This window comes from Herbidospora mongoliensis, from assembly GCF_001570545.1.
In the GTDB taxonomy this organism is placed as follows: domain Bacteria; phylum Actinomycetota; class Actinomycetes; order Streptosporangiales; family Streptosporangiaceae; genus Herbidospora; species Herbidospora mongoliensis.
In genome coordinates this window covers 880,502-894,193 of record NZ_BBXD01000009.1, presented here as the reverse complement: position 1 = coordinate 894,193, position 13,692 = coordinate 880,502, and the positions used below count along the sequence as shown (strand labels likewise).

Genomic DNA, 13,692 nt, shown 5'->3' with positions numbered 1-13,692 from the left:
CGCCCGCATCTCCCTTGGCGGCGTCGCGCTCACGGCTTCGGTCGGGGCGGTCACGGCGCCACCCGCGCGGGCCGATGAGGTGACGGTCACCGTCACGAGGAACACCATGGCGGTCCCGGTCTCGGGAGAGGCGGCGCCCGCCGCTCCCTCGGCCACCAAGAGCCAGACCAAGAGCAAGTCGGCCAAGCGCGTCAAGAAGCTGAGCAAGGCCCAGCGTCAGCGGGTCCTGGCCGGCAAGGCGGTCGCGATGGCGAAGAAGCAGATCGGTGACCCCTACCGATGGGGTGCCACCGGTCCCGGCTCCTTCGACTGTTCCGGCCTGGTCCAGTTCGCCTGGCGCAAGGCGGGCGTCAAACTGCCCCGTACGACCTGGTCCCAGAAGAGCTCGGTGAAGAAGAAGATCAGCTGGACGGCGATGAAGCCGGGCGATCTCGTTTTCACCAGCGGCGGCGGCCACGTAGGCATGTACGTCGGCCACGGCAAGATGATCCACTCCCCGAACTCCGGTTCCCGGGTGCGGATCGACAAGCTGGACACCTACCGCAAGCGCACCTTCGTAGGCGCGGTTCGGCCCGGGTTCTAACCCAGTTTCAACCCGGATCGAAGTACCGATCGGCCCCGTCCGCCACCTTCCCGGCGGGCGGGGCCGCGGTGTTTTCGTTTGTAGTATCCGTTGACATGCGGTTCCTGGTCACGGTCGGTGCGCTGCTGGCCGTCCTGTCCGCCGGGCAACCCCCGAAGGTCCTGTACGGGCAGAGCTGGCCTTTCGCCGTCCACGCAGGCCACATCCAGGTGCTGGCGGCCGACGAGCGCTTCCCCGAGCTGGCCGGGCAGGCCGACCGGGCGGCCGAGGCCGTCGCCCGCGTCTGGGGCTCCGAGGTGACCGCCACCGTCCTGGCGCCCGCCACGACGGAGGAGGCCGCCGAGATCGCCCGCCCCGCCCCGGTGACCGGCATGGCCGCCCTGGCGGGCCCCGATTTCGTGGTGATCGAACCCCGGAGCTGGGCGTCGCTGTCGCCGCAGGGGAGGGTGATCGTGCTGGCCCACGAGCTCACCCACGTCGCCACCGGCGCCGCGACCAGTCCGGAGATGCCCGTGTGGCTGGTGGAGGGCTACGCCGACTACGTCGGCTACCGTGACAGCGGCCTGTCCACCGGGACGATCGCCGCCGAGCTCGCCACAGACCCTCAGGCGCCACGGGAACTGCCGACCCGGGCCGACTTCACGGCAGGGGGCGCGCGGGTCCCCCAGGCCTACCAGGAGGCCTGGCTGGCCTGTCGCTACATCGCCGAGCACTACGGCGAGGCGAGACTGACCGCGCTCTACCGCGCGGCGCGGGCCGATCCGGCCACGGCGCTCGAACAGACGCTCGGCGTCGGCGAGGCCGAGCTGACCGCGGCTTGGGTCGACTACGTGATACGAAGTGTTCCGGAGGCGGAGTGGAACGTACGGGGATGAAAGCTGCGGCCATAGGGCTGGCCGGGCTCGGGGTGGCGATCGTCGCGGTGGTGGCGCTGACCACGCCCTGGCGCGTGCTTCCGGCCGGGGCGGCCGAGGTGACGCCCGATCCGGTCCGTGACTTCGGCGCCGCCCAGATCGCCCGCGCCGACGCCTTCGACGCGGCGACGAGCGCGCCGTCCTACCTCTCGCTCGGCGTCTCGCTCGTGATCGCCGCGGTGCTGGTCGCGACCCCGCTCGGGGCCCGGCTCATCGGCCGTCTCAAGGGACCGTGGTGGCTGCGGGCGCTCATCGGGGTGGCCGGGGTCTATCTGGTGTCGCTGGCGATCCGGTGGCCGCTCGGCATGTGGTTCGAGACGGTCCTGCGCGACTACGGCCTGTCGACCCAGACCTGGGGCACCTGGACCGCCGACCGGCTCAAGAACTTCGCCCTCCAGCTGCTGCTGTCGGCGGTGATGGTCGTGGTGGTCATCGCGCTGGCCCGCCGGTGGCCGCGCCGCTGGTGGATCCCCGCCTCGATCGGGGCGTTCACGCTGACGCTCGCGCTGTCGTTCCTCTACCCGATCGTGGTCGAGCCCGTCTTCAACGACTTCACCCCCCTCCCGCAGGGGCAGCTCCGCGCGAGCCTGCTGGCGATGGCCGACCGCGACGGGGTGCCGGTCGACGACGTGCTGGTCGCCGACGCCTCCCGCCGGACGACCGCGCTCAACGCCTACGTCTCGGGGTTCGGCGCGACCCGGCGCATCGTCGTCTACGACACGCTGCTGGAGGTGCCCGAGCCGGAGATCGAGCTGATCGTCGCCCACGAGCTCGGCCACGCCAAGACCGACGACGTCCTGCACGGCACCCTGGTCGGGGCGCTGGGGGCGGCGTTCGGGGCGTGCGCGCTGTTCGTGGTGGGCAACCTGCTGCGGCGCCGGACCGGCGTGCCGTCGCTGGGCGACCCGAAGGCGGCCACGCTGCTGGTCGGGCTGGTCTCGCTCGCCACGCTGCTGTCGGGCCCGGCGCAGAACCTGGTGAGTCGGCACATCGAGGGCCGGGCCGACGCCCACGCCCTCCAGCTGACCGAAGACCCCGCCACGTTCGTCGCGATGCAGCGCAACCTGGCCGTCCGGAACATCTCCGACCTGAGCCCGACGCCGCTGGAGTACGTGCTCTACTCCTCCCATCCGACCGCGCCGCAGCGGATCGCGATGGCCCGGTCGTGGGGGCTGTTCCACGGGCAGCGGGTGCCGTGACGCGGGTCGTGGTGGTCACCAACGACTTCCCGCCGCGCTCCGGCGGCATCCAGTCGTTCGTGCACGCCCTGGCCGTGCGGCTCCCGGCCTCTTCCGTGGTCGTGTACGCCCCCCGCTGGGAGGGCTGCGCCGAGTTCGACGCCCGGCAGGGCTACCGGGTGGTGCGCCACCCGACGAGCCTGATGCTGCCGACGCGTGACGTGGCCCGCCGGGCCGGTGAGCTGGTCCAGCCGGGCTCGACCGTGGTGTTCGGGGCCGCCGCGCCGCTCGGGCTGCTCGGCGGGGCGCTGCGGGCCGCCGGGGCCGAGCGGGTGGTCATGCTGACCCACGGCCACGAGGCGTCGTGGGCACGGCTGCCCCTCGCCGGCACGCTGCTGCGGCGGATCGGGGCCCACGCCGACGTCGTGACCTATCTCGGCGACTACACCCGGCGGCACCTCACCGCCCGCATCCCGGCGGGGAAGCTCACGCGGCTGGCTCCGGGGGTCGACACGAACGTCTTCCGGCCGGGTGCCGGGGGTGGCCGAATACGGGAGGCGCTCGGGCTGGGGGAGCGGCCGGTGGTGGTCTGCGTCTCCCGCCTGGTCGCCAGGAAAGGACAGGACCGGCTGATCGAGGCGTGGCCGGAGGTGGCGGAGGCCGTACCGAAAGCGACGCTTCTCCTCGTCGGCGGCGGGCCGGGGAGGGCGGCGCTGGAACGCGCGGCGAAGGGGCGGGAGGACATCCGGTTCACCGGACCGGTGCCCGACGGGGACCTGCCCGCCTACTACGACGCCGGAGACGTGTTCGCGATGCCGTGCCGCACCCGCCTCGGCGGGCTCGACGTCGAGGGGCTCGGCATCGTCTACCTGGAGGCCTCGGCCAGCGGGCTGCCGGTGGTCGCCGGGGCGTCGGGCGGCGCGCCCGACGCGGTCAGGCACCGCGAGACGGGGCTGGTGGTCGACGGCGGTTCCGCGCGGCAGATCGCCGGCGCGCTGATCGAGTTGCTCCAGGACCCCGAGGCCGCGCGGGCCATGGGCGCGCGCGGCCGGGAGTGGATCGAACGTGACTGGACCTGGGACCAGGTCGCCGCCCGCTTCGGCGAGTTGCTGACGGCGCCGGTCGGTCAGCCGTAGATCTCGTCGACCTGCTTGGCGAAGTCGCGCATCACGATGTTGCGCTTGAGCTTCAGCGACGGCGTCAGGTGGCCGGTCTCCTCGGTCAGGTCGCCGTCGAGGATGACGAACTTCTTGATCTGCTCGGCCTTCGACACCATCTTGTTGGCGTTGTCGACCGCGCCCTGCACCTCGGTTCTGATCTGCTCCTCGGTGAGGTTGACCCCGGCCATCGCCTCGGGGTCCATGGTGACCAGCGCGGCCACGAACGGCTTGTCGTCGCCGATGACCAGGACCTGGCTGATCAGGCGGTGCGCCCGGATGCTGTCTTCGAGCGGGCCGGGCGCCACGTTCTTGCCGGCCGCGGTGACCAGGATCTCCTTCTTGCGGCCGGTGATGCGCAGGTAGCCGTCGGAGTCGAGTTCGCCCACGTCGCCGGTGTGGAACCAGCCCTGCCCGTCGATGACCTCGGCGGTGGCCTTCTCGTTGTTCCAGTAGCCGTCGAAGATGTGGCGGCCCTTGACCAGGATCTCCTTGTCGTCGGCGATCCGGATCGTCACCCCGGGGAACGGCCTGCCGACGGTGCCGATCTTGTTGGCGCCGGGGATGTTGACCGTGGACGGGGCGGAGGTCTCGGTCAGGCCGTAGCCCTCCAGCACCTCGATGCCGACGCCGCGGAAGAAGTGGCCGAGGCGCTCGCCCAGCGCGGAGCCGCCGGAGACGGCGTTGGTCAGGCGGCTGCCGGTAGCGGCGCGCAGTTTGGTGTAGACGAGCTTGTCGAACGCGGTGTGCTTGAGCTTCAGCGCGAACCCGGCGCCACCGGTGCTCTGGGCCCTGCTGTAGTCGATGGCGACCTGGGCGGCGGTGGCGAAGATCTTGCCCTTGCCGTCGGCGGTGGCCTTCTGCTCGGCGCCGTTGTAGACCTTCTCGAACACGCGCGGCACGCCCAGCAGGAACGTCGGCTTGAAGGCCTGCAGGTCGGGCGCCACGTTCTTCATGTTCGGGGTGTGCGCCAGGACGGTGCCGGTCTCCACGGTCACGATCTCGACCATGCGGGCGAAGCTGTGCGCGAGCGGCAGGAACAGCAGCACGGCCCGCTCGTCGATGGAGAACATCTTCTCCAGCGGCCCCTGCGCCACGTTCCGCGCGGTGAACAACAGGTTGTCGTGGGTGATCCGGCAGCCCTTCGGCAGGCCGGTGGTGCCCGAGGTGTAGATGATGGTGGCCAGGTCGTGGCCGCCCCGGGAGGTCCGCCGGTCGGTCAGGGTCTCGTCGGGCACGTCTTTCCCGGCCTCGATCAGCGCGTCGACCGCGCCCTCGTCGAAGGTCCAGACGTGCGGCAGGTCGGGCGCGGCCTCACGGAGGGTCTCCACGTGGGCCGCGGTCTCGGCGAACGAGCCCTTGGCGCCGGAGTCGCTGATGATCCAGCGCACCTGCTCGGTGGAACTGGTCTCGTAGATCGGGACGCTCACGCCGCCGGCGGCCCAGATCGCGTAGTCGGCGATCGTCCACTCGTAGCGGGTGCGGCTCATCAGGGCGACCCGGTCGCCCGGCTCGACGCCGGTGGCGATGAGGCCCTTGGCGACCCCGGCGACCTTCTGCCGGAACTCACCCGCGGTGACCGGGAGCCAATCGGAGCCGGTCTGCACCTTCATGACGACGGCGTTCGGCGTGTCGGCGGCCCGCTGGAACACCGCGTCGGTGCAGTTGGCCGACAAGGGGACGTCCACCAGCACGGGAACGGTGTACTCCTGCACGGTCTCTCCTCTGGGACGGTCAGGTTGCCCGGGACGCTACCGCGTGACACGAACGGTGGATAGTGCCGTCACACAGGCGTTATCCGGTCAATCGCAAGGTATCAGTCCGTGACCGCCCGAATGCCTACCGGCACCGCCCCGAAAACAAGCAATTGCTCGGGAATATCATGTCCGGCATGCGCATCAACGTCGTGAGTGACGTCCACGGCCGTGCCGACGCCCTCGCCAAGGCCGGGCAGGGGGCCGACGCCCTGATCTGCCTCGGGGACCTGGTGCTGTTCGTCGACTACGCCGACACCTCGCAGGGGATCTTCCCCGACCTGTTCGGCGTCGACCGGGCCGCCGAGTACATCCGGCTGCGCACCGAGAAACGCTTCGACGAGGCCAGGGCCCTGTCGGCGGTCCTGTGGGCCGATCTCGGCGGCGACCCCCGCGAGCACATCGAGAAGGCGGTGCGTTCCCAGTACGCCGACCTCTTCGCCGCGATGCCGGTGCCGTCCTACCTGACGTACGGGAACGTGGACGTGCCGTCGCTCTGGGCCGAATACGTCCGGGAGGGCCAGACCGTGCTCGACGGCCAGACGGCCGAGATCGGCGGCATGACCTTCGGTTTCGTCGGCGGCGGCCTGAAGACGCGCTACCGCACCTCCTACGAGCTCGCCGACGACGTCTACGCCGCCAAGGTCGCCGCGCTCGGCCCGGTCGACGTGCTCTGCACGCACATCCCGCCCGCGGTGCCCGATCTGCTCTACGACGTGGTGGCCAGGCGCTTCGAGCGGGGCAGCGAGGCCACCCTCGACTACATCAAGGAGTTCCAGCCCCGGTACGCCCTGTTCGGGCACGTCCACCAACCGCTGGCGCCGAGGACGCGAATAGGTCGTACCGAATGCCTGAATGTCGGGCATTTCCGGGGACGCGGCACACCGTTCACCCTGGAGCTGTGAGCTAAGGTCGGGCCATGGCTGATCGCACCACGTCGAGCATCGTGATCGGCGCGAGCCGGTCGACAATCCTGGCCGTCATCGCCGACTTCCCCTCCTATCCGGGGTGGGCAGGGCAGGTGAAATCGGCGCAGGTCCTCTCGGTCGGCGACGACGGGCTCCCGGCGACCGTCCGGTTCGTCCTCGACGCGGGCGTCATCAGCGACGAATACGTGCTCGCCTACACCTGGGCCGACGAGCTGGTCAGCTGGAAGATCGCCGAGGCCGGGAAGATGGTGTCCGGCCTGACCGGCAGCTACCGCCTCGCCGAGAAGGGCGAGGCGACCGAGGTCACCTACGAGCTCGCGGTCGACCTCAAGGTCCCGATGATCGGCATGATCAAGCGCAAGGCCGAGAAGGTCATCATCGACACGGCCCTCAAGGGGCTGAAGAAGCGCGTCGAGAAGGCATGAGGACTCTCCTCTTCACGGGGAAGGGCGGCGTCGGCAAGACGACCGCCGCCGCGGCGACCGCGACGCTGGCCGCCCGGCGAGGCCACAAGACGCTCGTCGTGTCGACCGACACGGCCCACTCGCTGGCCGACGCGCTCGCGGTCGCGCCCTCGGGCGAGCCCGCCGAGGTGACCCGCAGCCTCTACCTGCAGCAGGTCGACACCCAGAAGTCGATGGAACGCCACTGGGGCGACCTGCAGGATTACGCGCGCGGCCTGTTCACCGAGCTCGGCCTCGACGCCATCACCTCGGAAGAGGTGACCGTGCTGCCCGGCGCCGAGGAGATCATCGCGCTGCTGGAGCTGCGCGAGCAGGCCCGCACCGGCCGCTGGGACGTCATCGTCGTCGACTGCGCCCCCACCGCCGAGACCCTGCGCCTGCTGGCGCTGCCCGAGGCCCTCGACTGGCACGTGACCCGGCTGCTGCCGATCGGCCGCCGCGTGATGCGCGCCATCGCTCCGGTGATGCGCGCGGTCGCCAAGGTCAGCGCCCCCGAAGAGGGCGTGCTCAACGCCGGGGAGCGGCTGCACAAGGGCCTGATGGAGGTCCGCGCGCTGCTGACCGGCGACGACGCCTCGGTCCGGCTGGTGCTCACCCCCGAGGCGGTGGTGGTCGCCGAGGCCCGGCGCACCCTCACCTCTCTTTCTCTGTACGGATACCGCGTCGACGCCGTCATCGCCAACCGCGTCTTCCCCGAAGGGGGAGCCGACCCGTGGCGGGCGAAATGGGTCGAGGCGCAGGCCCGCCAGATGGAGACCGTGCACGAGTCGTTCGAACCGCTGCCGATCCTGCGGGTGCCCTACCTGCCGGAGGAACCGGTGGGCGTCGACGCGCTGGCCTCCGTGGCAGACGAGCTCTACGACGGCTGGGACGCCTTCGCGACCCCGGCCGCCGAGCCGCCGCTGGTCTTCGGGGCCGACGAGGTCGTGCTGAAACTGCCCCTGGCCGGCAAGAACGACATCGATCTGGCCCGTAAGGCCGACGAGCTGATCATCACCGCCGGCCCCTACCGGCGCATCATCGCGCTGCCCGCCGCACTGGCCCGCAGGGACGTCGCTTCGGCGGCGCTCCGCGACGGCCACCTCCGGGTACGGTTCGAGATATGACGGAAAGCAACGAACGTCCCGACCCCTTCGGCTCGGCCGCCGACGAGGCGTTGAAGCTGCTCGACTCGTTGCAGCAGCGAGTCGGCCGGGAGCTCGGCAAGGGCTTCGTGAAAGGCGCCTTCTCCGGGGTCACCGGAGCGACGCAGCGGCCCCGCACGACATCCGCCCCGGAGGATGTGTGGAGCGAGGCCGTTTCAGGGCATGATCACGAGGAGTACATCTGCCGGGCCTGCCCGGTTTGCCGGGTGATCGCGGCCCGCCGGGACGCCGGTGGCGACGTGAGTGACCATCTGATGGCGGCGGGAAGCGAGCTGCTCGCGGCCTTCCGTCAGGCGGTCGACTCCCTGCAACGCCCGCCGTCCCCGCGCGGGCCGGGTGACTCGCCAGGAAGTTCGAAGGTAGAACACATCGATCTGGGCTGAGCCCGACGGGAGACACGCGACATGGCGCTGACCATCGGTATCGACATTGGTGGCACCAAGGTCGCGGCGGGCGTCGTCGACGCCCACGGCCTGATCGTCGAGAGTCTCCTGAAACCCACTCCGGCCGACGACCCGGCCAAGGTCGCCGAGACGGTGGCCGAGGCGATCAAGGAACTGGCCGGCAAATACGAGGTCGAGGCCGTCGGCGTCGGCGCCGCCGGCTTCATCGACGAGACCCGCAGCGTGGTCCGGTTCGCGCCCAACCTGGCCTGGCGCGAGGAACCCCTCCAGCGCAAGCTCACCGAGCTCACCGGCCTGCCCATCGTGGTCGAGAACGACGCCAACGCGATGGCCTGGGGCGAGTTCCGCTTCGGCGCGGGCAGGGGCGAGAGCCACCTGATCGCCGTCACGGTCGGCACCGGCATCGGCGGCGGCCTCATCCTCGGCGGCGCCGTCTACCGGGGCCGCTGGGGCATGGGCGGCGAACTCGGCCACATGCAGACCGTGCCCGGCGGCGTGAAGTGCGGCTGCGGGAACCTCGGCTGCTGGGAGCAGTACGCCAGCGGCAACGCCCTAGTCCGCGACGCGCGGCGGCTGGCCGCCGCGGATCCCGACCGGGCGGCGACCCTGCTCAAGCTGGCCGGCGGCACCCCCGAGAGCATCGAGGGCCGCGAGATCACCGACGCCGGGCGGGCCGGTGATCCGGTCGCTCTGGAGGCCTTCGCCACCATGGCCCAGTGGATCGGGCAAGGGCTCGCCGACCTGGCGTCCATCCTCGACCCCGGCTGCTTCATCATCGGCGGCGGCGTCTCCAACGCCGCCGACCTGTGGCTCGACCAGGCCCGTGAGGCCTTCGCCGAGCGCCTGACCGGCCGCGGCCACCGTCCGGTCGCCGACGTGCGACTGGCCGAACTCGGCGCGTCCGCGGGCGTGGCCGGTGCGGCAGACCTGGCCCGGCTGCCCTGATACGCGTCGCCAGCTACAACCTCCACGGCCTGCGCGACTCCCGTCCCGCGCTGGCGCGGGTCGTCCGCGCGCTGGCCGTCGACGTGCTGTGCGCGCAGGAACGGGGCTTCGGGCCGGCGTTCTCCCGGCTGACGGGGCTTGAACAGGTGTGCTCCGCCCGCTTCTCGGGGGTGGCGATCCTGGTCCGGCCCGGGATCCGGGTGCCGCACGTCGAACACCATCGGCTGCGGTGGTTCCCCGGCCTCGAACGCCGGTCGATGGCGCTCGCCGTGGTCGAGGCCGAAGGGCTGCGGCTCGCCGTCGCCTCCTTCCACCTCGACCTGCACGCGGGGGCGCGGCTGGCGCATGCCGTGGAGATCGTGCGCCGGGTCGAGACGGTCGCGGCGCGGTTCGACGCGGTGCCGGTGGTCGCGGGGGACCTGAACGAACTGCCGGGGGCGGCCGCGTGGAAGCACCTGGGATCCCGGTACGCCGAGCGCGGCGAAGGCGGGACCTTCGCGGGCAAGCGCATCGACGCGATCTTCACCGGTGCAGGCCTCGAAGCGCTGGCCCGTGGCGTGGCCGGCGCCTCGGAAGACGACCTGGCGGAGGCCTCGGATCACCGGCCGGTGGTGGCCGACCTGCGCTCGGCGTGAGCCGGCGGGAACTGCTCCCCGTGGTCGTTGAAGGTGCCCTCCCGGCGGACGGAGTGCCAGCGCAGCCGCACGCCCAGCAGCGCCGTCGCCAGTGACTGGATGACCACCAGGTACATGAGCTGGCGGTAGACGAACTGCTGGAGCGGCAGGATCCACAGCGCGGAGGCGCGTTCGCCGTCCAGGAGCAGGGCGTACCAGCCGATCACCACCTGCACCATGACGAAACCGGCCCACACCGCCACGACCGGCAGGGGGTCGCCCACGGCCATGCTGTAGACCGCCATGAGGTCGACGACGGGCGCCAGCAGGGGCAGCAGCACGTGGAACAGCGTCAGGTAGCCGAGGCAGCGGCGGCCGAACGGGCCGCGGTCGAGGACGGCGCGCCGGTGCTTCCACATCGCCTGCATGGTGCCGTAGCACCAGCGGTAGCGCTGTCTCCACAGCTCGCCGAGCGAGGCGGGCGCCTCGGTCCAGGCCACCGCGTTCTCCTCGTAGACCACCCGCCATCCGGCCCGGCACAGCGCCATCGTCAGGTCGGTGTCCTCGGCCAGGGTGTCGGTGCTGACCCCGCCCAGCGCCACCAGCGCCGAACGCCGGAACGCCCCGATCGCGCCGGGCACGGTCGCCATGCAGTCGAGCAGTTCGAAGGCGCGCCGGTCGAGGTTGAAGCCGATGACGTATTCGATGTGCTGCCAGCGGCCGATCGCACCGCGCCGGTTGCCGACCTTGGTGTTGCCGCTCACCGCGCCGATCGCCGGGTCGGCGAGCCGGCGGACGAGTCGGCCGATCGTGGCGGGCTCGAAGACGGTGTCCCCGTCGACCATGATGAGCAACTCGTGCGCGGCCTGCGCGATGCCGGTGTTGAGCGCGGCCGCCTTGCCGCCGTTGGGCCGGCGGATCACCCGTACACCGGGGAGCCTCAATGCCGCCGCCAGGTCGGCGGTGCCGTCGGTCGAGCCGTCGTCGACGACGAGGACCTCGAGTGCGCCCGGGTAGGAGGTGGCGACCAGTGAGCGGATCGTCGCCTGGATCCCCGCCGCCTCGTTGTAGGCGGGCACGATCACGGTCACCGGCGGCGGGCCCGGCCACACGTGCGCACGGTCCCTGCCCCTGGGGCCACCTCTTGTACGGTGCGCGTGCACCCCCGCGAGCACCATGAAGAAGCCGAACCGCCCCAGAGTGAGCGCCCCGGCGGTGAACAGCGCCCATCGCAGCACGTCGGTGAAGGTCTCCGAGGCGCGCTGGGCCAGATTCAGCGCGGCGCCGACGAACCGGTCGACTCCACCGGCCGGCCGGTGCGCCGACGGCATGCCGATCGCCTCGGTCACCGTGACGGCCCGGTAGTCCTTGCCCTTCAGGTTCTTCAGGACCAGATCGACGGCCTCCACCGTCTGCCGCCGGTCGCCCCCGGAGTCGTGCATCATGACGACGGCGCCCCGGCCCTTCGCGGGCAGCGACGACGCCACGATCTTCGCCGTGCCGGGACGGCTCCAGTCCTTGGCGTCGAGGTCGGTCAGGACGATGAGATGGCCTTCGGCCGCCAGCCCCTTCATGCTCTCCCACTGGAGGGTCGTGACCGCCCAGGGCGGGGCCGCGTAGGGCGGGCGGGCCAGCGTCGTGTGCAGACCCGTCGCCCCCGCCAGCGCCCGCTGCATGAGCGACGACTCCAGCCGCAGCCGCCAGCCGGGCACGGCCGTCAGGTCGGCGTGTGAATAGGTGTGGTTGCCCAGCTCGTGACCCTCGGCGACGATGCGCCTCGCCAGATCGGGATATGTGGCCACCCTCGAACCGACCACGAAGAACGTCGCCTTGGCGCCGTGTTCGGCGAGGACGTCCAGCACCTGGGGGGTCCAGGCGGGATCGGGCCCGTCGTCGAACGTCAGCGCGACGGTTCTGTCCGGCAGGCGCGCGCTGGTGGGCCGGTCTCCCGTGAGGTTGACGACGGGACCGCCGCGCCGGATCTCGTCGAGTTCGGCGGTCCGGAAGTCGGCGGCGGGCGGGCCCCCCGGCTGCGTCTCGCCGACGACGTTGGTCACGTAGCCGTTGAGCAGCAGCGCGGCGGTGACCAGCAGCAGGCCGGCGGCGAACAGGAACCAGTGCCCCCGGGGCGCGGCCGGCGTGTCGGGGGGCGGCGCGGGCCGCACCGCCGGCGGCCGGCGCCGCCGCGGCGAGCGGCCCCTGGGCGGCGGTCTCGTCGTGCCATGGGGTGAAGCGGGGCGGGGGCGGCGGCCGGATCCGGTCGTCGTCATCGGCCCGGCCGGTCGCTGCCCGGCCCGCCGAGGCTGAGCGGCTCGCCGCCGTTCGTGGGCTGCGCGGTGGGATCGGTGGTCGGGCCGGGAGTGGAGCTGCTCGTGGGCTGCCCGGTGAGGCTGGTGGTCGGGCGGGGAGTGGAGCCGTTCGTCGAGCTGTTCGACGGGCGCGGGGTGGGGGCGGTCGTGAGGTCGGTCGCGGAACCGGTGGTGGAGCCGGGGGTCGGCTCCGGCGGCCGGCTCGGCACCGGGCAGAGCGAAGGCCGTGGGCAGAGCGATGGCCACGGGCCGTCGGGGGGTTCCGGGCTGAGCGAAGGCCGCGGGCTCGCCGAGGGCGAAGCCGGGCCGACGGTGCCTAAGGTGCCGGACGTCGGACGGACCGCCGAGCCCGTCATCGAGGGTGACGGCTGCTCCGACCGGCTCGGGCGGGCCTCCCCGGCAGGGCTGGGTGAACCCAGGTCGGCCGTCCCGCCCTGCCGATCACCCGGCCATCCGTTCACCGAGAGCCTCGTGTCGGAGAACAGGCCGCCGATCACGACCGCGAGCAGCGCCAGGAGCGGGACGCTCGACCCGATCGACACCATCATGATCATCCGTCGGCGGCGGCCGCTATGGTCGACGAAGACGGCTGCCGTGGGATATCGCTCAGGAGACACGAGTAAATAATAGTGAACGGGATAACGCGTCAGTGACCGATTTCATTCGGGGAAGGTTGCGATTTGGATCGACCGGGCATCGGGGATTCCGGACGGTGGCTTTCGGTCTGACTTATGCTGCGGACCGCCGATCCAGGTAACGATCCGCGACTGATGGTGAGGCCTCGAATGCGGAACCTCGCATTATCGCGCACACCTGGCGGGTCCTGCACGGTGGCCGATTCGGTCCTTCGTTCTCATGTCTCCAGGGAGCCCGAACGGGCACATCGACCGAGGTCCACGCCTCGGTGCCCTTGGCGGTATGTTCAGGCCGGGGCCACCTGGTGTTCGGCTGCCATTTCTTCATCGAGGCCTCGCGCGCACCGGTTTCGTCGAGTGGAATGGCGCGCCCGTCGGTGGGTGAGTATACGGATAACAGTCCTGGCGCCAGGTTGTCGCGTCGGGCGATCTGTCGCATCAATTCGAAGACCCGGGTATAGGAATTCGCGTGCAGAATCGCCTCCGGCACATGGTGTTCCCGCTATGAGTCGGGGTCAATGGGAAGAGGTTTCCCCGCCTGGTGGGCGCCCGATTCGAGGAGCCGGCGCCTTTCGGCCCCGCGCGATCGGTGGCGGCGCGGGCGGAGGGCCGCAGGGTGATTGCCTGCCGTGTGTCCGCCCAGGGGATGTCCGCGCGATAG

13 protein-coding genes are annotated in these 13,692 nt (G+C 71.4%); 10 read left to right on the top strand and 3 right to left on the bottom strand.

What is annotated here, in order from left to right; genetic code table 11:
* Positions 1-79 precede the first annotated feature (79 nt).
* The 4 genes from AW272_RS08420 (at position 80) to AW272_RS08405 (ending at position 3,811) form a co-directional block, all read left to right on the top strand.
* Complete coding sequence (locus AW272_RS08420; protein ID WP_245657277.1) at positions 80-583, top strand: C40 family peptidase; 504 nt, start codon at positions 80-82, stop codon at positions 581-583.
* Positions 584-678: 95 nt separating this feature from the next.
* Positions 679-1,458: a gluzincin family metallopeptidase gene (locus tag AW272_RS08415; protein WP_066362342.1), complete on the top strand. Its 780-nt coding sequence runs from the start codon at positions 679-681 to the stop codon at positions 1,456-1,458.
* On the top strand, positions 1,455-2,696 hold the full coding sequence (locus AW272_RS08410) for a M48 family metallopeptidase (protein WP_066362340.1): 1,242 nt from the start codon (positions 1,455-1,457) through the stop codon (positions 2,694-2,696). The genes AW272_RS08415 and AW272_RS08410 overlap by 4 nt, the downstream gene beginning before the upstream one ends.
* Positions 2,693-3,811, top strand: a complete 1,119-nt coding sequence (locus tag AW272_RS08405) for a glycosyltransferase family 4 protein (RefSeq protein WP_066362338.1) — start codon at positions 2,693-2,695, stop codon at positions 3,809-3,811. Before AW272_RS08410 ends, AW272_RS08405 begins: the two co-directional genes overlap by 4 nt.
* On the opposite strand, the gene AW272_RS08400 is transcribed toward AW272_RS08405, so the two are convergent.
* The gene (locus AW272_RS08400; RefSeq protein ID WP_066362336.1) at positions 3,802-5,547 is read right to left on the bottom strand and encodes an AMP-dependent synthetase/ligase; all 1,746 of its coding nucleotides are present in this window, start codon (positions 5,545-5,547) and stop codon (positions 3,802-3,804) included. The genes AW272_RS08405 and AW272_RS08400 overlap by 10 nt on opposite strands.
* 176 nt (positions 5,548-5,723) lie before the next feature.
* On the opposite strand from AW272_RS08400, the gene AW272_RS08395 reads away from it, so the two are divergent.
* From AW272_RS08395 to AW272_RS08370, 6 genes are read left to right on the top strand one after another with little or no spacing between them, the layout of a single operon-like run.
* Positions 5,724-6,491, top strand: coding sequence for a metallophosphoesterase family protein (locus AW272_RS08395; RefSeq protein WP_218010817.1), 768 nt, complete (start codon positions 5,724-5,726; stop codon positions 6,489-6,491).
* A gap of 14 nt (positions 6,492-6,505) precedes the next feature.
* Entirely contained in the window at positions 6,506-6,940 is a 435-nt protein-coding gene (locus AW272_RS08390; RefSeq protein ID WP_066362334.1) for an SRPBCC family protein, read from the top strand.
* Entirely contained in the window at positions 6,937-8,085 is a 1,149-nt protein-coding gene (locus tag AW272_RS08385) for an ArsA family ATPase (protein ID WP_066362333.1), read from the top strand. Before AW272_RS08390 ends, AW272_RS08385 begins: the two co-directional genes overlap by 4 nt.
* On the top strand, positions 8,082-8,507 hold the full coding sequence (locus AW272_RS43720) for a DUF5304 family protein (RefSeq protein ID WP_066362329.1): 426 nt from the start codon (positions 8,082-8,084) through the stop codon (positions 8,505-8,507). The genes AW272_RS08385 and AW272_RS43720 overlap by 4 nt, the downstream gene beginning before the upstream one ends.
* A 21-nt stretch (positions 8,508-8,528) precedes the next feature.
* Positions 8,529-9,473 (top strand): ROK family glucokinase, encoded by a 945-nt coding sequence (locus AW272_RS08375; protein WP_066362328.1) that lies wholly within the window; start codon positions 8,529-8,531, stop codon positions 9,471-9,473.
* A complete protein-coding gene (locus AW272_RS08370) occupies positions 9,470-10,108 on the top strand; it encodes an endonuclease/exonuclease/phosphatase family protein (protein WP_066362324.1) in 639 nt (212 codons plus the stop codon). Before AW272_RS08375 ends, AW272_RS08370 begins: the two co-directional genes overlap by 4 nt.
* Here AW272_RS08370 and AW272_RS08365 read toward each other — a convergent pair.
* Both AW272_RS08365 and AW272_RS41865 read right to left on the bottom strand, forming a co-directional pair.
* Entirely contained in the window at positions 10,072-12,252 is a 2,181-nt protein-coding gene (locus AW272_RS08365; RefSeq protein WP_245657275.1) for a bifunctional polysaccharide deacetylase/glycosyltransferase family 2 protein, read from the bottom strand. The two genes, AW272_RS08370 and AW272_RS08365, sit on opposite strands and share 37 nt — an antisense overlap.
* Before the next feature lie 101 nt (positions 12,253-12,353).
* Complete coding sequence (locus AW272_RS41865; protein WP_157518433.1) at positions 12,354-13,013, bottom strand: hypothetical protein; 660 nt, start codon at positions 13,011-13,013, stop codon at positions 12,354-12,356.
* Positions 13,014-13,692 lie beyond the last annotated feature (679 nt).